3 protein-coding genes are annotated in these 22262 nt (G+C 66.2%); all 3 read left to right on the forward strand.

Annotated elements, in window-relative coordinates; genetic code table 11:
• The first annotated feature begins 4 nt into the window (after positions 1–4).
• From asnB to AADZ55_RS08295, 3 genes are read left to right on the forward strand one after another with little or no spacing between them, the layout of a single operon-like run.
• Complete coding sequence (gene asnB / locus AADZ55_RS08285; RefSeq protein WP_085323852.1) at positions 5–1996, forward strand: asparagine synthase (glutamine-hydrolyzing); 1992 nt, start codon at positions 5–7, stop codon at positions 1994–1996.
• Positions 1996–21024: an SDR family NAD(P)-dependent oxidoreductase gene (locus tag AADZ55_RS08290; protein WP_085323851.1), complete on the forward strand. Its 19029-nt coding sequence runs from the start codon at positions 1996–1998 to the stop codon at positions 21022–21024. The genes asnB and AADZ55_RS08290 overlap by 1 nt, the downstream gene beginning before the upstream one ends.
• Positions 21021–22241 carry a cytochrome P450 gene (locus AADZ55_RS08295; protein ID WP_085323850.1) on the forward strand — a complete coding sequence of 407 codons (1221 nt, stop codon included), beginning with the start codon at positions 21021–21023 and terminating at the stop codon, positions 22239–22241. The genes AADZ55_RS08290 and AADZ55_RS08295 overlap by 4 nt, the downstream gene beginning before the upstream one ends.
• Positions 22242–22262 lie beyond the last annotated feature (21 nt).

The following is a 22262-nucleotide window of genomic DNA, read 5'->3' on the forward strand; positions in this document are numbered from 1 at the left end:
GATCATGTGTGGATTGGCTGGCTTCATCTCGTCCTCACTGGACCCCGGTGCCACCGCCGGGGTACTCACCTCAATGCTGTCGAACATTAGTCATCGCGGACCGGACGAGGCCGGCTATTACCTGGACGACGGCATCGCGATGGGAACGGTACGACTGGCCATCGTCGATCTCGCCGACGGCGCACAGCCCATGTCTGATCCGTCGCAGCGGTACTGGATCTGCTTCAACGGCGAGATCTACAATCACATCGAACTGCGCGCGGAGCTGGAACGGCTCGGACGTCCGTTCTGTACTAACCATTCCGACACGGAAGTGGTGCTCCAAGCGTGGATCCAGTGGGGGACAGACTGTTTCGCGCGCTTCAATGGCGCTTTTGCGGTTGCCATCAGGGATGCGGTGACCGGCGATCTCGTCCTGGCCCGAGACCGCTACGGCAAGCGTCCGCTGTTTTACGCCGACGGCGGGGGTGACTTCCTATTCGCCTCCGAGATGAAGGCGTTTCGTGCCTTTCCCGGCTTTCGTTTCGAGTTGGACCCCAGGGAGCTGGCCACCATCTACGCCACATGGACGCCGCTGCCCGACCGTACCCCGTTTCGGGGCATCCGCCAGGTGCCGATGGGCTGCGTGCTGACGCTGCGCACAGGCGGTCGCTCATTACGCGCCTACGCCGAGCTCACCTTCGACGTGCCGGGTTTCGAGGGTACCGAGTCCGAAGCGATCGATTTCGTCCGGGAAACTCTACGCACCAGTGTGAAAATGCGCCTGCGTGCCGACGTCGAGGTCGGAGTGTATCTCAGTGGCGGGCTGGATTCGTCGGTGGTGAGTTGGCTGGCCACCCAGCTCTGTACACATCAGGTTCGCACGTTCTCGGTAGCATTCCAGGACAAGGCCTTTGACGAGTCTGAAAGCCAGCAGCTGGTCGCGAAGCACCTGCGTACTCTGCATTCCACCGTCCCGATCACCAGCTCGGACATCACCGACAACTTCCCGGCCGCCGTCTATCACGCCGAAGTTCCCGCGTTCCGCACCTCCTTCGTGCCAATGTTCCTGCTGTCCAGGCATGTTCGCGATGCCGGCGTCAAGACGATCCTTAGCGGCGAAGGCTCCGACGAGGCGTTCCTGGGCTATTCGCTATTCCGCGATACCATGCTGCGCGATCGGTGGAACGATCTCTCCGACGATGAGCGCCGCACCACAATTGCCACCCTGCACCCGGAGTTGGAGCACTTCGGGCCCGCGCACCAGGCGCACCTGTACAGCTTTTATCAGCAGTTCTCCACCGAGCGGCTGCCGGGTCTGTTCTCACATGAAATACGCTACCAAAACGGACAATTCGCGACTCGCCTGTTGGCCGAGCGTCGGGACCCATTCGCCGATCTGCTCGATCTCGTCGACCGTACTGGCGGCTATGCCGATATGTCCGCGGTGCACAAGGCCCAGTGGCTGGAGTACAAGACGCTGCTGTCCGGGTTCCTATTGTCCACGCAGGGTGAGCGGGTTGCGCTGGCGCACGGTGTCGAGAACCGCTGCCCGTTCCTCGACCCTGCCGTGGTGCGTGCCGCGGTATCGGTGAATCTGCGCTACGACGACGGCCACATCGAGAAGGCCATCCTGAAGAAGGCGTTTCGCGCCGAGCTCCCGGAGTGGACTACCACCCGCCCTAAGCAGCCCTACCGCTCGCCGGGCAGCGTCGCGTTCATCGACACCCGCCCGGACTACCTGGAACTGCTGTTGTCCGACCGCGAGTTGGCCAAAATCGGTTGTGTAGACCGGAAGTTCGCCCGTCGCTTGGTCGACAAGATTATGTCGTCGCCGGTCGAGGAGATCAGTACCAAAGAGGACCAGACCTTCATCTACCTGTTGACCACCGCCGTGCTCAACCAGCAGTTTGTCCTGGGAGACGAGATCGACGCGGGTAGGCCGTCGGGCGCCGCGCTGAACTTGCGCGTGAGGGTGGACAACCGTTGCGCAATGCAGCTTGTGGGGGAAAGCTAATGAATACCGAGAATGCCGGCGACATCGCGATCGTCGGACTCGCGCTGCGATTCCCGGGCGCTGACACCCTGGTGGAGTTGTTCGACCACCTCGTGGCCGGGCGTTCACTGATCACCGAAGTGCCCGCGCAACGGTGGTCCACGGACCGCTATTTCGGCGATCCGCGCAGCGGTGAGGAGAAGACGAACAGCATCTGGGCCGGGTTCATTGAGGGCGCCGATTGTTTCGATGCGGCCTTCTTCAATATCTCACCGCGTGAGGCGGAGACAATGGATCCGCAGCAGCGGTTCGCGCTGGAGCTGGCGTGGGCGGCCATCGAGGATGCGGGCTATCGGGCTAGCGAACTGGCGGGCAGCCGCACCGGCGTGTTCATGGGTCTGTGTCATGGCGACTACGCCGAGCTCATCGAGCGTGACGACGTGCCGACCGATGCGTATTTCCCAACGGGGACGGCGTATTCGATCGTCGCCAATCGCGTGTCCTACTTCTTCGACTTCCACGGCCCCAGCATCACCAACGACACCGCCTGCTCCAGCTCCCTAGTCTCGATCTACGAGGCGGTCGCCGCCCTGCACCACGGCGATTGCGACCTGGCACTGGCCGGTGGCGTGAACCTGTGCTGGTCGCCCAAGCTGTTTGTGGCGTTCAGCAAGGCCAGCATGCTCTCGCCCACGGGGAAGGCGCATGCGTTCGACGACGCCGCTGACGGGTTCGTCCGCGGCGAGGGTGGCGCCGTCCTGCTGCTCAAGCCGCTGGCAAAGGCATTGGTAGACAAGGACTCTGTGTACGCGGTTATCAGGGGCGTCGGCACCAACCACGGTGGTAAGACCAGCTCACTGACCGTGACCAACCCGACGGCACAGGCCGCGCTGATCGAGGACGTCTACACCCGTGCCGGTATTCCGCCTGACACCGTGAGCTACATCGAGGCCCATGGGCCGGGTACGCCGGTCGGCGACCCGATCGAGATCATCGGCCTCAAGAGCGCGTTCCAGAGTCTGCACAACGCCCACAAAACCCGGCCGCGCCCGGCCAGCATTGGCATCGGCTCGATCAAGTCCAACATCGGTCATCTGGAATCGGCCGCGGGCGTGGCGGGCGTGGTGAAGGTGATTGGTGCGATGGCGGCCGGGGTGCTGCCGGCGACGGTGAACTTCGCGAACCAGAACGAGCTGATCGATCTGGACGGCAGCCCGTTCTACATCGTCGGCGACACCCAGCCGTGGCCGGATGGCGACGGGGTACCGCGCCGAGCGGGCGTCAGTTCGTTCGGATTCGGCGGGACCAACGCCCACGTGCTGCTCGAAGAATGTCTTGAGGAACGTGTCGGCGCGACGGCGGTGGTCGAGGTCCCGGAAGATCCGGAAGATCCGGAAAACCCGAAAATCTATGTCATCCCGCTCTCGGCGAAGAATCCGGAACGGCTGCAGGTGCTGGCCGACCGGCTGCGCGATCACCTGCTGGCCCCGGAGAACCCGTTGCGGCCACGCCGGTCGCTGGCCGATATCGCTCACACGGTTCGGGTCGGCCGCGAGACGATGGCTGCCAGGGTCGCGCTGGTGGTTTCGGATCGGGATCAACTCGTCGCGGCACTGGACGCCGTGGTGGACGGCGAGGTGCGCAACCCCGCCGGGGCCGGGCCCGATGTGGTGGTAGCGGCGGAAGCCTGGGTGCGCGGGGGAGCCGCCGATTGGCCGCCGCATCCCGGGGCGCGCCGGGTGCGGCTGCCAACCTATCCATTTGCCCGCGACCGGCATTGGTACCGCGCGCCCGCCGACACCGCGACGCCGGGTATCGCGACACTGCACCCGCTCGTCCACCGCAACACCTCCGACCTGGCCGAACAGCGCTACACCTCCACCTTCACCGGATCCGAGCCCTTCCTTGCCGCGCACCGGATTCGCGGGCAGCGAGTGCTGCCCGCGGTCGCCTACCTGGAGATGGCGCGGGCCGCGATGGCGTTCGCGGCGACCCGGGATGGCGCGATCCGGCTGCGCGATATCGCGTGGATGCGGCCGATCGTCGTGGATCAACCGGTCGATATTCACATCGGACTGACGCCCCGCGGTGACTCGACCGCTATCGAGTTTCGTCAGGGCAATACCACCCACAGCGTGGGGTTCGCCGAGATCGTTACGGCGCCAGAACCAGCGGGACGCGCGCTGGACCTGACCGCGCTGCGCGCGTCCTGCCAGACCGTACGCAAAGTCGACGAGATCTACGCTGATTTCCACCGCCAGGGCCTGGAGTACGGGTCGGCCATGCGCGCGCTACGTGGGATCCGCCTTGGCTCCGGCTCCGACCAGGCGATCGCCCGCATCCAGGCCACCGAGACTGCCGGGGCCTTTTCGGCCGGTGCCTATGTGCTGCCGCCGAGTGTCCTCGATGCCGCCTTCCAAACTTCGGTGGCTCTGATGGGCGAGACCAGCGGCCCGACCCTGGCCTTTGCCCTTGACGAGCTTCAGGTGTACCGGCCCTGCCCGGCCGAGACCTGGGTGTGGGTCCGGCGGAGCTCGAATCAACAAGGCTCCGGCGTGCTGGCCAAATTCGACCTGGATCTGTGTGACCGCGACGGCGTTGTCAGCGTGAGCCTGCGCGGACTCGCCCAGCGCACCACCGATGCGGGTGCGCGTGTCGCGACCGCAACCTCGCGGTGGATCGACCGGCCGCTAACCACGGACGAGACCACCGACGCCGGTACCCGCACCGCGCACATCATGACCCTGCCGGACATCGTGGCGGCGAATCGGGCTGACGGCCTCGACGCCGCGGTGGATCAGGCGTTCGCCGAGGTCCAGGGCCTGCTCGCGACGTCTCCCAAGACGGAGCACCGGTTCGTGGTGCTGGTCGACGGCCGGTCGCCGGTGTACTTCCACGCGCCGCTAGCGGGCCTGTTCCGGACGGTCGCTCTGGAAAATCCGCTGGTCTCCGGCCGTGTGGTCCGGGTTGCCGGACTGGATTCGCTATCCGCGGCGCGCGTCGCGCAGATCGTGCGTGAAGAGTGTGCCGACAACCTGGCCGACACCGAAATCCGCTACCGCGCCGACGGTACCCGGCAGGTACTCGAACCGGTCGAGACGCAGCTCGGCGCCGGTCCGCGGGCTCCGGCGTTACGGGCGGGCGGCGTGTACTGGGTGACCGGTGGCCTGGGGGGTGTCGGCCGCAGCATTGCCCGCTATCTGGGGCGTGCCGGGGTGACGATTGTGCTGAGCGGACGGTCTACGGCCGGCTCTGCCGAGTCGTTGCGCGCCGAGGGGTTCGACGCGCATTACCTGCCGGTCGATGTCTCCGACGCTGAAGATGTGCGAGTCGCGGTCGAGACGATCCTGGCAGAGCACGGTCGCATCGATGGCATCGTGCACGCGGCCGGTGTGCTGCGCGATCAGTACTTGCTGCGCAAGGACCTCACCGACATCCGGCTGGTGACCGCGCCGAAGGTCCGCGGCGCACTCAATCTCGACGCCGCCACCCGGGATCTCCCCCTGGACTTCTTCGTGCTGTTCTCCTCGGTGGCCGGTGTCTATGGCAACCCGGGACAGTGCGACTATTCGGCGGCCAACGCGTTCTTGGATGCGTTTGCCCAACACCGCCAGTCGCTGGTTGATGCGGGTGAACGCAACGGCAAGACCGTCGCCATCAGTTGGCCGCTGTGGGCCGACGGCGGGATGACGGTGGACGCGGTCACCCGCGAGTCGATGCGTCGCGAGCGCGGGTGGGTGCCCCTGCCCACCGAGGATGGATTGCGGACCTTCGGCCGGTGCCTGCTCGCCGACGCCCCCGCGCACGTCGTCGTCGCCTACGGTGCCGCGGCCACCCTCGGCACGCAGCGTCGGGCCCCCACCCCCGTGGCGTCGCGGGGCGGCGTCACCGCGGATCTGCTGGAGCGCACCGAGGACCTGCTCAAAAGAATCGTTGCCGAGGCCCTTCGGCAGGACCCGGAGCACATCGAGCCGACCACCAATCTCATCGAGTACGGCATCGAGTCGCTGAGCATCCAGGAGGTGACCGCGCGGCTGGAGGAGCTGTTCGGGCCACTGTCCAAAACGATCTTCTTCGAATACCTGAATATCGCGGACGTAGCGGCGCATTTCGTGGAGTCGCGGCGGGCGCAGCTGGAAGCGGTGCTGGGGGAGCCGGGGCAGCCGACGGCGGAGGTCGGTGGTGCGACACCGGCGCGAGTCGAAGTCCCGGCCACGCGGTTCGCCACCCGCGGCGAGCCCAGCGCATCGGAGCCCAGCGCAACCGAGCTCATCGCATCCGAGCGCACCGACCGACATGACGTCGCGATCATCGGCGTGTCCGGGCGTTACCCCGGTGCCGACACACTGGACGAGCTGTGGGAGCTGCTGGAGAACGGCCGGCACGCCTTCGAGGAGATCCCCCCCGACCGCTGGAATCACGAGGCCATCTATGACAGCGACCGGGACGTATTGGGCAAGAGCGTGATTCGGACCGGAACGTTTCTGCGCGATATCGACAAGTTCGACCCCCGCTACTTCCGCATCTCCAAGCGCGAGGCCGAACAGATGTCCCCGGAAGTGCGCCTGTTCCTCCAGGTCGGCGTGCAGGCACTGGAGGACGCCGGTTACTCGAGGGAGACCATACACCGCCGCTACCAGGGTGATGTCGGTGTGCTGGTGGGCACCATGAGTAATCACTACAACCTGTACGGCTTCCAGAACAGTCTCACCCGCGGCGCGCCGCAGAGCGGAAGCTACACCGGGACGATCCCGAACATGTTGTCCTACTTCTACGGTCTGACCGGGCCGTCGATCTTCCTGGACACCATGTGCTCGGCCTCCTCGACGTGCGTGCACCAGGCCGTGCAGATGCTGCGGGCCGGCGAATGCGCGATGGTGGTCGCCGGCGGCATTAACCTGATGCTGCACCCGTACAACCTGATTACCTCGTCGCAGGAGCACTTCACCACGGGTACCTCCGACGTGATCCGAAGCTTCGGTCACGGCGTGGACGGCACCATCCTGGGTGAGGGCGTCGGTGCCGTCGTGCTCAAGCCGCTGATCGATGCCGAGCGCGACGGCGATCACGTGTACGCCGTGATCAAGGGCACCGCATTAGCAAACGCCGGGACCCGCAACGGGTTCACCGTCCCCAGTCCGGGCATGCAGGCGCGTGCGATCGAGAAGGCGATCGACGACGCCGGGGTCGACCCGAGGACGATCGGCTACGTCGAGGGACACGGCTCGGGCACCGCGCTGGGTGACCCGATCGAGGTTCGCGCGTTGACGTCGGCGTTTCGGAAGTACACATCGGACAGCGAGTTCTGCGCACTCGGATCGGTCAAGGCCAATCAGGGACACCTGCTCGCGGCGGCCGGAATGATCGGTTTGACTAAGGTGCTGCTGCAGCTGCGGCACCGCAAGCTGGTGCCGTCTCTGCACAGCGCGGAACTCAACCCGGATATTGATTTCGCCGCCACACCGTTTTGGGTGCAGCAGTCGCTGGCCGACTGGCAGCCCACGGTCACAGTGGTCAACGGGCGGCAGGTCACCCATCCCCGGCGCGCCGGAATCACGTCGATCGGCGCCGGCGGGATGAACTCGCACATCATCGTCGAGGAGTATCCGCAACGTCCGGTGCGCCGGGAACCGTTCGGCGAGCAGCTGTTCGTCTTCTCCGCAATGAACGAAGCCGCGCTGGGCCGGTATCTGGTGTCCTTCCGCGACTACCTCACCACCGCGTCGGACACGGACCTGCCCGATATTGCGTTCACCCTGCGTGTCGGCAAGAACGAGCTGTCGCACCGTTGGGCATTCGTGGCAGCCGACAAACCATCCGCGTTGGCCGCCATCGACCGATATCTTGCCGGCGAGCGGGGTCTGCCCGCGCATGAGGTTGCCACGGCCTGGGGCGCGGGACAGAAGGTTGACTGGGACCAGCTGCCGACCGCGCGCCGAGTGCCGTTGCCCGCGTACTCGTTCGAGCGGGTGCGTTGTTGGGTCGAGCCGACCGAAGGCGCGCCGTCCGTGTTGGCCCCGCTGACAATGCGGGAGCGGTTGCATGCATTCCTGGGCCGCAACGAGTCCGATGTGGGCGGTCTTCGCTACGGTCTGGACGTTCACCTGGCTGATCTGCTGGACTACGGCTATCGGGTGAACAAGGTGCCCACCATCGTGCCCACCTTCGCCGTCGACCTCGCGCTGGCCACCGCGAAGGTCAGCGGCTTCGCTGCGGCGGCGTCGGTCCACGACCTGCACGTGCTGCGGCCCATCGACTGGACCACGGTCAAGCGGCTTGTCACCGAGTTCGCCGACGGTCACGGCATCGTGCGAACCGACGACGGGTCGGCGGTTGTCGAGTTCACCGTGCGGGCCGCTACGGCGCCATCCGGCCGGGTCGATCTGGCCGGACTGCGGAAAGTCCTTACCGCAGAACAGTTCTTGGCCGAGCTGGCCGAGGCCGGGCTCGACTACAAGCCGGCATCGTGCGCGGTCGATGGCGTGTTTCGCACGGCGGACGGTCGAACGGTGCTGAGCATTGGTCGGCCCGGGTTTCAACAAGACCATAGCCGGCGCAATGTCACCGTCGAGCCGTTCGTGCTCGCCGCGATCGCTGCGGGTGTGCAGTGGGAGGCCAAGGGTGCCGGGGCACCGGACTGGACCCTGATGGCGATCAATCGGGTCGGGGAGATCCATGTGTTGGCTGGTTCGTCGGTGACGCACGTGGTGTTCGAGGACGACCGGATCTTGCTGGTCTCGGGCGGGGGAGAGGTCGTTGGGGAGCTCGGTGGCGTGCGGCGTGGTGTCGGCGGGACAGCTCCTGCCGAGGAAACAGTGATGCGGGCTCAGCCCGGTGTGGAAGCGATCGGTGCGGTCAGGGGCAACACGAAACCGGTTGCACCCGTTAGGGAAGCGCCCAACCCGCTGGTAGATGCGTTGCAATCCATTGCCGCCGACATCCTCAAGTTCGAGCCGGAGGAAATCGACCCACGGACCGGCCTGGACCAGTTCGGCTTCGATTCCATCTCGCTGGTGACTTTCGCAAAACGGATTCACGAACAATTCGGTGTCGAGATCAGCCCGGCGGTCTTCTTCGAGGTCAATACGCTGGAAGCCCTGGGCTCTCACCTGGCCGACGAACACGGTGGCACCGTCGCAGTCCGGCCACAGCCGGTTCGTGTCGCGCCGGAACCGGTTGGTGCCGAGCCGGCGCCGGTTCGTATCGAATCCGATCCGCGCCCCCCGATTGCCGTCATCGGGGCGGCGGGCCGGTTCCCGGATGCCCGCAACCTTGACGAATACTGGGCAAACCTGATAGCGGGCAAGGACTCTGTCACCGCATTCCCTTTGCACCGGTACGACGAGCACCACCGCAGGACCATCGAGGCCGAGGACTTCCCGAAGCGGATCGGAGCACTAGACGACGTAGCTGCTTTCGATACCGACTTCTTCCGCATCCTGCCGCGCGAGGCCGAGCTGATGGACCCGCAGCACCGTCTCGCGCTGGAGACGGTGTGGCAGGCGCTGGAGGACAGTGCGTACCGACCGGGTGAACTGCCGTCCTCGACGGGCGTGTTCATCGGCGTGACGGGCAACGACTACGCGACCCTGCTCACCACGCTGGGCGTGCGGCCCGACGCGTTCACCTCCACCGGAACAACCCATTCGATTCTGGCCAACCGCATTTCGTATCTGCTCGACGTGCGTGGCCCGAGCGAACCAATCGATACCGCCTGCTCCAGCTCACTGGTGGCGGTGCACCGGGCGATGGAGGCGATCCGGTCCGGCGCCTGCGACATGGCCATTGCGGGCGGGGTGAACGTACTGGTCAGCACGGACACCTTCGTAAGCGCGCACCGTGCGGGAATGCTCAGCCCAGACGGCCTGTGCAAGACTTTCGACGCCAGCGCCAACGGGTACGTGCGTGGCGAGGGTGTGGGTGTAGTCGTGCTCAAGTCGTTGGCGGCGGCCCAGCGCGATGGTGACCCAATTCTGGGTGTGCTCAGGGGAAGTGCGTACAACCATGGTGGCCGGGCCAATTCGCTAACCGCGCCAAACGCCGACGCCCAGGCCGAGCTCGTGACAACCGCCCTCGGTGATCTCGACCCGGACACCATCGGCTATATCGAAACGCACGGCACCGGCACGGCCCTCGGTGATCCGGTGGAAGTCCGCGCGCTGCGCACCGCGTTCCGGCGGCTGGGGCGCAGTAACGACGGCAAGTGCGGCCTCGGTTCGGTCAAGACCAACATAGGTCACCTGGAATCGGCCGCGGGGATCGCCGGGCTGCTGAAGGTGTTGCTCGCGCTGAAGCACGGGGTGGTGCCCGCGACTTGTCATGTCCAGCAGATCAATCCGTACATCGAGTTGGACGGTGGTCCGTTCCATATCGTGGCCGAAAACGAGTCCTGGCCGCGTCCCCGCGATCGGGACGGTGGTGTCGCGCCGAGACGTGCCGGGGTGAGCAGCTTCGGGTTCGGTGGCGTCAATGCCCATGTCGTTGTCGAGGAATACCTTCCCGGCCACCGGGACCAGGATCAGGACCAGAACGAGGAAGTCGGGGCCGTTGCGATTCCGCTGTCGGCACGCACCGCAGCGCAGCTGACCAACCGTGCCCGGGATTTGCTGTCCTATCTGGAGAAGCCAGAACAGGTACCGCTGCGGTCCGTCGCGTGGAGCCTGCAGGTCGGCCGCGAGGAGATGGCGGAACGAGTCGGCTGGGTCGTCTCATCGCGTGCCGATCTCGTCGACAGGTTGCGGGCGTTCGTCACCACCGGGGACCGTGGTGTCAGCGCAGACCCGATCGGGCAGTGGATCAGTGGGTCGGCCGTTGATTGGCGCTCGTTGGCCGGTGGCAAGCCGCCCCGGCGTGTACAGCTGCCCGGCTATCCCTTTGCGCGAGAACGGTTCTGGATTCCCGGTACCGAACCGCAGACCGGCACGGTGCTGCTGACTCCGCGGTGGACGCCGACGCCCGTCGTCGTGACCGGACAGTACGACCGGCGTGTGATCATCCTGTGCGGGGTTGACGGATCCGTGCCGGATGCCATCCGCCTCGACACGGTTAAGCGGCGGCCGGAGAGCCGGTTCCGTGATCTTTCGTGGCAGGTACTGGAGACCATCCGTGGCCTCGACACCGGGCATGGCACCACGTTGGTACAGGTGGTCACGGACAACCTCGCCCTTGCCGGTCTGCTGCGGTCCGTCACCAAGGAGAACCCCCGGATTGTCGGTCAAATCATCGGTGTCGAGGGTGTCACAGACGTCGACGTGGCCGCTGTTGTGGCCGAAAACGCTGGTGCTACAGACGATCTCCTCTGCTACCGCGACGGTGTCCGGTACACGCGCACCTGGGCCGAGGCCTCGTATTGCGCAGCGTCGGGCACGCCTTGGCGAGACGGCGGCGTCTACCTGATCACCGGCGGTGCCGGCGGCATCGGCGCCGCGACGGCTCGCCGAATTGCCGCCGACGTGGCGCGGCCGACCATCGTTCTCGCCGGGCGCTCGGTGAGCGACGATCGAGTGCAGGGTTTGCTTGCCGAGTTGCGGCAGGCCGGCGCGATCTGCCGGTACATCCGCGCCGATGTATCGCGGTGGGAAGAGGTTCGACACCTCGTCGCCGAGGCGGGCGAGATCACCGGGATCGTGCATTCCGCTGGTGTAGTACACGATTCGTTGTTCGCGGCTAAGACCGCCCAGCAGTGGGACGACGTGCTCGCAGCCAAAGTGGACGGTCTCTTACACCTCGATCGGGCCACCGAGCGCTGCCCGCTGGAGTTCGTGCTGACGTTCTCCTCGGGCGCTGGGATCACCGGTAATCCGGGCCAGACCGACTATGCGACGGCTAACGCCTTCCTGAACGAGTTTGCCGCCGTGCGCAACACCTGGGTCGCCCAGCGACGACGCCGTGGGCGCACGCTGTGCATCGCGTGGCCGCTGTGGGCGGACGGAGGCATGCGGGTCAGCGACAGCACTCGGGCGTATCTGTGGCAGGACCGGGGGTTGGCTCCGATGCCCACGGAAGCGGGATTCGAGGCGCTGCTGGGCGCCTGGAATGCAGGGGCGGACCAGGTGTGGGTGCACTACGGCGCGCGGGAGCGGGTACCGACCGGAAGCCCGGGGGTTGCGACGCCTGCGCAGGCGGCGACGGTCCCGGCACAGAAGGGTTCCGAGCCCACTGCCGACCCGAACACCCTCAACCATCTCCTCACCCTGTTCGCCGAGGTCACCAAACTCGCTTTGGGCTCGATCGACCCAGATCGCCCGCTCGTCGACGTCGGCCTGGACTCGGTGATGGTCCACCAGCTCAATCGGGAGCTGGCTCAGACCTATCCGGCCGCCTCCTCGACGATCTTCTACGAGCAACCGACCCTGCGGGCGGTAGCCCAGCAGCTTGCCGGCCGCCGACCGGAACCGGCGCGCCAACAATCGGCCACCACCGGCGAGCGGTTCATCGGTGTCGGGCAGCCGGTTGCCAGCACCGGGGAACCGATCGCGATCATCGGATGCAGCGGTCGCTACCCAGGGGCTGCCGACCTGCAGGAGTTCTGGGACAACCTCAGCGGGGGCCGCGACTGCGTCCGGGAGATCGACCGCTGGCCCTTGGACGGCTTCTTCGAACCCGACCGCAATACGGCGGTTGCCACCGGCCGCAGCTACAGCAAGTGGGGCGGATTCCTCGATGACTTCGCCTGCTTCGACCCCAGATTCTTCGGTATCGCCCCGCGCGACGCGTATGCCATGGACCCGCAGGAACGCCTGTTCGTGCAGACCGCGTGGGAGGTGCTTGAGGACGCCGGTTACACGAGATCGCGCCTGGCTCGCACGCACGGTCACCGAGTCGGGGTGTTCGCGGGCGTCACCAAGGTGGGCCATGCGCGCCACGACGCGGGGCGGCTGCCGTCGGGTGAGACGGTGGTGCCGGGACTGTCCTTCGCCTCGCTGAGCGCGCGTGCCTCCTACCTGCTGAACCTGTGCGGACCGAGCCTGACCATCGACACCATGTGTTCGGCGTCCCTGACCGCGATTCACGAGGCGTGTGAACAGCTGCGACGCGGTGCATGCGCTGCGGCGATCGCCGGCGGCGTGAATCTGTACACACACCCACTGGACTATGTCGAACTGTGCCGCTCCGGCATGCTCTCGCCGGACGAACGTTGCCGCAGCTTCGGCAGCGGCGGCCACGGGTTCGTGCCCGGAGAGGGGGTCGGATGCGTTCTGCTCAAGCCCCTGTCCCGCGCGGTTGCCGACGGGGACCGGGTGCTCGCGGTGATCCGCGGTTCGAGCGTCAACCACGGTGGCCGCACCACCGGCTACACGGTGCCGAGCCCGGCCGCCCAGGCGGACCTGGTCCGGCAGGCGCTGGACCGAGCCGGGGTGTCGGCGCGGCAGGTCAGCTACGTCGAGGCGCACGGCACCGGCACCGAACTGGGCGACCCGATCGAGATCGCCGGCCTGACAACGGCGTTCGAACAGGACACCGCGGACCGGCAGTACTGCGCGATCGGCTCGGTCAAGTCGGGTATCGGGCATCTGGAGGCCGCGGCCGGTATCGCCGGGCTGACCAAGGTCTTGCTCCAGCTCGAGCACCGGCAGCTGGTACCGAGCCTGCACGCCGAGCAGCTCAACCCCAACATCAGCTTCGAACGGACCCCGTTCCGGGTCCAGCGCGAGCTGAGCCCGTGGCACTCGGACGGCCCGCGGATAGCCGCGGTGTCCTCGTTCGGTGCCGGAGGTTCGAACGCACACGTGATCGTCGAGGAGTATTCCGGTCATCCCACCTCCGGTACGAACGGTGCCGCCGAGCAAGTCGTGATCCTCTCGGCACGGACTCCCGAGCAGCTCACCGCGTCCATGGACCGGCTGGTGGCCCACCTCGACCGCAATCCGGACACCGACCTCGCCGACCTGGCCTACACGCTGCAGATGGGACGCGAGGCGATGACCGAGCGGTACGCGGTCGCGGTGTCGTCCACCGCAGCGCTGCGGACCAGTCTGCTTGCCAGACAGGGCCATCGGGGACATCACCGAATCGTTGCGACCGCGAGCGGACCGCTTGCCGGCCTCATCGACGACGAGGACGTGCAGAACCTGCTGATACAGCGCTGGATTGGCGCGGGCAAGCTGTCCAAGCTCGCAGCGCTGTGGGCGTCGGGTGCCGAGGTGGATTGGGAGCGCCTGCACCAGCACGGTCCGCGCCGGATGGTGTCGCTGCCGGCGTACCCGTTCGCGAAGGAGCGATTCTGGATCGGTGACCTGACCCGGCCGACACCCATGCCCGTCGCCGCTTCGATCACCGGTCGGGTCGCGACCCCGATCCTTGAACCTGCTGGGGTGCAACGGAATTTGGATGAGATCGTGCCAGCGCTAGTGCGGGAGACGATCGCCCGCGCGCTGGCGATGGAGGTCGCCGAGATCGAAGGCGGACTGGCCTTCGCCGACTACGGTCTGGATTCCATCCTGGCGACCCGGGTGGTACACCAGCTCAACGAGGCGCTATCGCTGGATCTGCGCACGAGCGTGGTCTTCGATTTCAGCACCGCTGACCGGTTGGCAGCACACCTGCTCACTCAGTACCGGGACACCATCGTCTACACCGAGAGCTCCCAGGAAACCCTGTCGGCAATGGACTCGCTGACAAACGGGGCGCCGGAACCGTCATCCGAACCCACGCCACCTCGGATCGAGCACCGGGAAAGCCCGTCCAGCAACCGGGAGCGCGGACCGATCGCCGTGATCGGCATGAGCGGGCGCTTCGCGAGCGCCGACTCGCTCGCCGAACTGTGGAGGCACCTGGCCGATGGCGACGATCTTGTCACCGAAGCTACTCGGTTCGACCTGCATGAGATAGGTAGCTGCACTCGAGGCGGCTTTCTCGACCGCATCGACGAGTTCGATGCGATGTTCTTCAACATCTCCGGAACCGAAGCGGCCGCGATGGATCCGCAGCAGCGGCTGCTACTCGAAGAATCCTGGAAAGCTCTCGAGGACGCCGGCTACGCCGGGCAGATGGGTCAACGGCGCTGCGGCGTCTACGTCGGGGCGTGGGCAGGGGACTACCAGGGACTGCTAGACCAGGATGCGCCGGCACAGACCCTGTGGGGAAATATGGCGTCGGTCATCCCGAGTCGAGTGTCCTACTTCCTTGACCTCAAGGGACCGGCAATCGCGGTAGACACCTCGTGCTCCAGCTCGCTGGTGGCAATCGACCTGGCGTGCAAGGACCTCTGGTCCGGCGAAACGTCGATGGCCGTAGCTGGCGGGGTTTTCCTGCAGTCCACGCCGCGGCTGTACCGGCTGGCAGGTCGCGCCGGAATGCTCTCGCCGACTGGTCGCTGCTACACGTTCGACCAGCGCGCCGACGGGTTCGTGCCGGGAGAGGGCGTCGGAGTCATCGTGCTCAAACGACTCGAGGACGCCCTGGCCGACGGCGACCATATCCATGGCGTGATCAAGGCCAGCGGGGTCAACCAGGACGGCTCCACCAACGGGATCACCGCCCCAAGCTCGGTGTCCCAGCAGAGCCTGCTGCGCGAGGTGTACCAGAGGTTCGGTGTCGACGTGGAGCGCATCGGGCTCGTCGAGGCGCACGGCACCGGCACCAAACTCGGCGACCCCATCGAATTTCAGGCGCTGAACCGAGCTTTCCGCGCCCACACCGACAAATCGGAATACTGTGCCCTCGGTTCGCTCAAGACGAATATCGGCCACACCCAGTTCGCGGCCGGCATCGCGGGCGTGCTCAAGGTGCTCCTCGCGATGGCGCACCGGCAGATTCCGGCATCACTTCACTTCAATACCGCCAACGAGGCGATTCCGCTAGCGGGAAGCCCGTTCTATGTGCCCACCCGCACCCACCGCTGGAATGTGCCCGAGGGCGTGCCACGGTGCGGTGTGGTCAGTTCCTTCGGGGCCAGCGGGACCAACGCGCATATCGTGCTCGAAGAGGCTCCGCCACTATCACGTACCGCTACACCGCAGACCGAACACCCGATCGTGCTGTCGGCACGCTCGTCGCACCAACTTGCCGAACAGAAGCGGCGCCTCGCGGCACACGTGCGCGGCGATCCATCGATCGACCTCGCCGACCTGGCCTACACATTGGACGTCGGCAGGCAGCGGTTCGAGCACCGGTTCGCCTGCGTGGTCGGTGATCGTGACGAATTGATCCGGGCCCTCGACGGGGCGATCTCAGCCCGCGTGCCCGACGAGCGGACTCAGCCGGCTCGCGGCCGCCGCATCCCGCTGCCGACCTACCCGTTCGCCCGCGATCGACATTGGCTGACGGCGGGCGCGGATCCCGGCGCCACCGTCACCCTGACCCGTGCGGACAGCCTGTTGCGTGATCACGTGGTCGAAGGCCGCCACATCCTGCCGGCTGTTGCCTATCTCGAACTCGTGCGCAAGACACTGGGAATCGACCGGCTGCGGATGCGCAATATCACCTGGGTGCAGCCGTTGGTGGTGGACGACAGCGTGCAAATCGAGATTCGCACGACCACCAAGAGCTTCGAGATCACCCATGGCGAGACCGTGTGCTGCGCAGGCGGTCTGGCACAGTGCGACACCGGACGGCCACCTCGTCTTGACCTTGCCGCGCTACGCGCAGACTGCCGGGAGTCGGTGTCGGCCAGCCGAATTCGGGACGCCCTGGTGTCGAAAGGCATCAATCACGGTCCGTCCCTGCGGGCGATCAGGCAGGCATACACCGGAGGCGGAATCGTGCTGGCGGAGCTAGTGTTGCCCCCGTCGGCGGAGCCCGGGGTGCTGACACCGGCCATGCTGGATTCCGCGATCCAGGCGTCGGTTGCAGCGCACCTGGATCAGCTGCGCGACACCGCCGTGCCCTTCGCCCTGGACCAGCTTGACCTATTCGCGCCGTGCGCATCGACGATGTGGGCTGTGGTGCGCGGCGGTGAGTCCGGGCCGCTGAGCAAGCTGGACATCGATCTCCTCGATGCCGACGGCGAGGTCTGTGTGCGGTTGGCCGGGTACACATCACGTCGTACGGTTCCCGTCGAGCCCGCGTTGTTCGCGCCGGTGTGGGACCCGATCGCGGCCACTGAGACCGGTCCTGGGACCCGGGTACCGTCCGGGGCGGATCGGGTGTTGGTCGTCGGCCGGCCCTCAACGCTTGACGGCACCCTGACCTGGCCGTTACCGGCGTCGGCCTCGGTCGAAGAGGCGATCGCCACGCTGCGTGATCTCGGGCCGATCGACCACCTGGTCTGGACCGCTCCCGAGGCCGATATCCCGCCCACCGACGCCGTCAGATACGTGGCTGCGCAACACGACGGGGTGGTGGCGGCCTTCCGCATGATCAAGGCGTTGATCGGCGCCGGATACGACGCTAAGCCGCTGGGGATCACACTCGTCACGACCCGTGCGCTGGCCACCCATCCGGGCGACGCCGTCCGACCCGCTCATGCGGGGTTGCATGGCCTGTTCGGGTCGTTGGGGCGGGAGTACGAGCAGTGGACCGTTCGCCGCGTCGACCTCGACGCCCCCGAGTGGCCGACGGATCTCACGGCGCTACCGGCTCGGTCCCCCGACGACGCCTGGGTTCGGCGGACCGGCCAATGGCTCGCCCGGCGTTGGGCACCGTGCCAGGCGCCGGCGAAACCGGTGTACCGCGAGGGCGGCGTCTACGTCGTGATCGGCGGCGCGGGCGGTCTGGGAATGGCGTGGACACAGCACGTGGTAGAGCAGTTCGGCGCGCACGTCACGTGGATCGGCCGCAGCGCACCCGATGAGTCCATCGAGGACAAGATTCGCACCATTACCGGGCGTGGCACGGTTCGCTACCTGCGCGCCGACGCCGGGAACCCGGCCGCGTTGCGTGCTGCCGTCGCGCAGATCAAGCAGCGTCACCCGCACATCCACGGGGTGGTACAAGCCGCACTTGTGTTGCGGGACAGCACATTCGCCAGGATGGACGAGGCTACGCTGCGTGCGGGGCTGACGGCCAAGATCGATGTCACGACCGCGACAGCGGCGGTCTTCGACGGCGAGCAACTAGATTTCGTCGTGTTGCTGTCGTCCATGCAGTCGTTCACGACTGCGGCGGGGCAAGGAAACTACGCGGCCGGGTGCACCTTCAGCGACGCTTACGCGCACGCACTCGGACAGCATTGGGACACGCCGGTCAAGGTCATGAACTGGGGCTGGTGGGGCAACCTCGGCAGCGTCACGTCGGAGTTCTACCGGGACCGGATGAGCCGGGTTGGACTCGTCTCGATCGAGCCGCACGAGGGGCTGGCCGCCCTGGACTCGCTGCTCGGCGGGAACCAGCGGCAGCTTGCGTTCATCAAAACCAACCAACACAACACCTTGGCGAACTTCGACCGCACCACCAAGATCACCCTGCACGATCGGACACCGTTCCAGGTTCGCGGTGAGCTGCTGGCTAGCCGCGACGATGTCGTCGACGATCGCATCGACGAGATTGTCCGATGGCGTCGTAGGGAGCGGGATCCGTTGCTGGCCAAAGTGCTTTCGGCACAGCTGGCCACAATCGACCACGCGACGGTCCTGCCGCTGTACGCGGACTGGCTGAAGCACGCCCAGCGCGCTCCGGTGCTACCCGATCCGGTTAATGTCGCGTTCGAGCAGTGGGAACGGCAGTGCGAGCTGTGGTCGGCCCCGCAGTTGGGGTCGGCGGACCGCGGGGCCGAGCTGCGTCTGGTTTCCACCACGCTGAAGGCATTGCCCGACATCGTCACCGGCCGCATCAAGCCGACGGATGTCATCTTCCCGCGCGGTTCCATGGAGTTGGTCCAGGGTTGCTACCGCGACAACGCTGTCGCCGACCTGTTCAATCGCGCCATGGCCGACGCCGCGGTTAGCGTCGTGTCGGAGTGGGTGCGCGCCGAACCCAGTGCCCGATTGCGGATTCTGGAGATCGGCGCCGGTACCGGTGGTACCAGTGTCGGGATGTTCGCCGCGCTCGAACCCTACCGGGACAACATTGCGACCTACGTCTACACGGATCTGTCCAAGGCCTTCCTCAACCACGCGCGCAGCAGGTACGTGCCGAACGTGAGCTACCTCGATACTGCGCTACTCAATATCGAAAAACCGCTTGCGGGACAAGACATTGCCGAGGGCAGTTTCGATCTGGTGATCGCCGCCAATGTGCTGCACGCGACCCGGGACATACGCAAGACACTGCGCAACGCCAAGGCCGCAATGCGTGCCGGTGGGTGGCTGCTGTTGAACGAGCTGTCGTCGTTCGACCTGTTCAGCCACTTGACATTCGGGCTGTTGGAAGGCTGGTGGTTGTTCGACGACCGGTCGCTGCGCATCCCGGGGTCGCCGGCGCTGTCCCCAGAGAACTGGCGGGATGTGCTGGCGGGGGAGGGTTTTGACACGGTCGTGTTCCCACTGCCGCGGGCGCTTGGGCTGGGGCAGCAGGTCATTGCGGCCCAGAGCGACGGGGTGGCAAGGCAGGAGGTTGAGTCCGCGCTTGCGCGAGCTATCCGGCAAGAATCCGACATTGCCCAGGCTACCCGCGCGAACCACGGGCCCCGATCTTCAGTCGCGAGCCCCGGGCCGGCTCCGTGGGCCCTGCCGCCGACGAAGGCCGACCTCTCCGAGCTCATTCTCGGCAAAGCCGCCGCCGTACTCGGCATCCCGGCCGACCGCATCGACAGCTCGGCACCGCTCACCGATTACGGTCTAGACTCCATCCTCGTCCTGCAACTCACCAATGCCCTGCGTGAGGCCTTCGGCGACGATGTCTCCTCCACCCTGCTGTTCGAGGTCGAATCCATCGACGAGCTGTGTGCCCACTTCGCGGGCACAGCGAGTGCGCGCTGGAGCCTGTCGCGCGGCCAGCTGACCATGTATCAGGATCAGCGGCGCTGTCCGGAATCGCCCGCCTACAACCTCCCGCTCCTCTTCGAGATCCATGGCGACCTGGACGAAACGGCCCTGGAAACCGCGATTCGTGCTCAGACGGAGAGCCACCCCGTCCTGAGCGCGATCTTCGGTGAGCGCGACGGCGTGCCGTACATGGATATCGCCCCGGGCAGGGTTCCTTCGTTCGACCGGGTCCACATCGCGCCCACGTCGCGGGTAGCGCAACTGGCCAAGCTGCGAGAACTGGTCAACGTCCCGTTCGACCTGACAACGGGGCCGCTGGTGCGGGCATATCTTATTTCCCTTGCCGGACAACGACGATTGCTGTTGATCGTCGCGCACCACATCCTGCTGGACGGCGCGTCGACGGCAATCTTGGTCCGCACGCTCAAAAATGCCTATCAGGGCAGGGGAAGTCTGAGCCGAACCACCTACGGCGACTTCGTCGCGTGGGAGGAGACGATGCTCGCCGGCCCGGAGGCACAGCAGCATCGGGACTACTGGACCCGTGAGTTGGCGGGCCGGCCGCCAACCCTCGCACTGCCCTACGACCGCCCCTACGACCGACACCGGATGCCCCGTGTGGACGTGGCGATGATCAAGCTGTCGCCGGCGCTGGCCACCACAATCGCCGACAAGGCAAGGGAATACCGCGTCAGCGTCGCCACCGTGTTGTTCACGACGTATGTACGGTTCCTGCACGAATTGACCGGACAGGACGACCTGGTCACGGGAATGACAACGGTCGCTCGGTACGAGAAGCAGTTCGGCGACGTGGTCGGCCAGTTCGCCAACTGCCTGCCGATCCGCGCTACGGTCACCGAAGGCTTTCCCGAGTTGCTCAAACTCGTGCAGCGCAAGATGGTTGCCGGTATCGAGCACGGTGCCTACCCCTTGCTGGAGATCACCCGCGCACTGGGAACGGGCAGCGAACCGCTGGTTCTGACGAACTTCCTATTCCAGAACTTCGACGGTGCCGAGTTGCTCACCAACGGCTCTCCGGCCGGCCCCGGCGAGTTGGATCTGCGCCTATTCGACGACCTGCCCTACGCGGGGGAGTATGTGCTTTCCGCCGAACTCTATCGGGAGGCCCAAGGGTACAAACTATTCCTCAAATATGATTCGCATGTCTTCAATGAATCCACGGCGCGACGCATGTTGGACGAGTGGTATTCGATCATTCGGAACGACGTGGCCGGGAAATTATGACGGACACCCGCCCCGCATCCGGTACCGACGTCCCCGAATTTCCGGTTGCCGGATCGAATTCCTGCCCCTTCGACCCCGATGAGACTTACACCCGGCTGCGCGCCAACGCCCCCATATCGCTGGTGCGCTGCCCGGCCGGGATGAACGCGTGGCTGGTCAGCCGGTACGAGGATGTTCGGGGCGTGCTCGCGGATCCGCGGCTGAGCTCCCGCGGGGCAGGGTCGATGCACATGCTGCCGTCCTACGACATGCATGACCCAGTGCCGGCCGGCATGATGATCCAGTGCGACGGCGAGGAGCACGCGCGGCTGCGACAGTTGCTGAGAGCCGAGTTCACCGCGCGGCGCATCGAGGTGCTTCGGCCGGACATCCAGAAGATCGCCGACGAACATGTCGATGCGATGCTCGCCGGGTCGAGCGCAGACCTGGTGTCCGATTTCGCATTGCCGATCCCGTCGCTGGTGATCTTCGAGATGCTCGGCGTGCCCTACGACGACCACGAGGCGGTCCAGCGCGACAGCCAGGTGTTGATCGGCTTCGACGCGGACGAGGCCACCCGCGCCGCGGCTACCCGGCGGTTGGAGGACTACCTCGGTGACTTGATCGAACGTCGGCGCACCGAGCCACGGGACGACCTGCTGAGCCGAATGATCGCCCGCGGCAATGAGACCCACCGGCCGCCTACCGTGCCGGAGCTGGCCACGCTCGCCGTGTTGGTGCTGGTCGCCGGGCACGAGACGACCGCCAACACGATCGCGCTGAGCACATTGGTGTTGCTGGAGAATCCGGATCGGATGGCCGCGCTACGGGCCGCGCCGGACACGATCGGCGCCGCCGTCGAGGAACTGTTGCGCTACCTGCCGGTGATCCAGTTCGGGCTGCTCCGGTACGCCACCGAGGATGTCACCATCGGTGGCACCGACGTGCGGACGGGAGAGTGGGTGGTCGCCGCGATCACTTCCGGCAACCGGGACGAGGGCGTATTCGCGGACCCGGACCTTGTCGATCTCGGCCGGCAGGCCCGCCCGCACCTGGCGTTCGGCTTCGGCGCCCACCGATGCATTGGCCACCACTTGGCCCGCATCGAGCTGCAGATCGCACTGACCACGCTGTTGCGCCGGATGCCGGGGCTTCGGCTGGCAATGCCGCTGGCGCAGTTGGAGTTCAAGCTCAACGACATTGTCTTTGGCCTGCGGAGTTTGCCGGTCGTCTGGTGACGATCTAGCCGGGCCGGCGCC

Origin of the sequence: Mycobacterium decipiens (assembly GCF_963853665.1) — a bacterium.
GTDB lineage: Bacteria > Actinomycetota > Actinomycetes > Mycobacteriales > Mycobacteriaceae > Mycobacterium > Mycobacterium decipiens.

Coding starts and splice junctions, on each gene's coding strand:
- asnB (WP_085323852.1), top strand. CDS start 5: ATGTGTGGATTGGCTGGCTTCATCTCGTCCTCACTGGACCCCGGTGCC.
- AADZ55_RS08290 (WP_085323851.1), top strand. CDS start 1,996: ATGAATACCGAGAATGCCGGCGACATCGCGATCGTCGGACTCGCGCTG.
- AADZ55_RS08295 (WP_085323850.1), top strand. CDS start 21,021: ATGACGGACACCCGCCCCGCATCCGGTACCGACGTCCCCGAATTTCCG.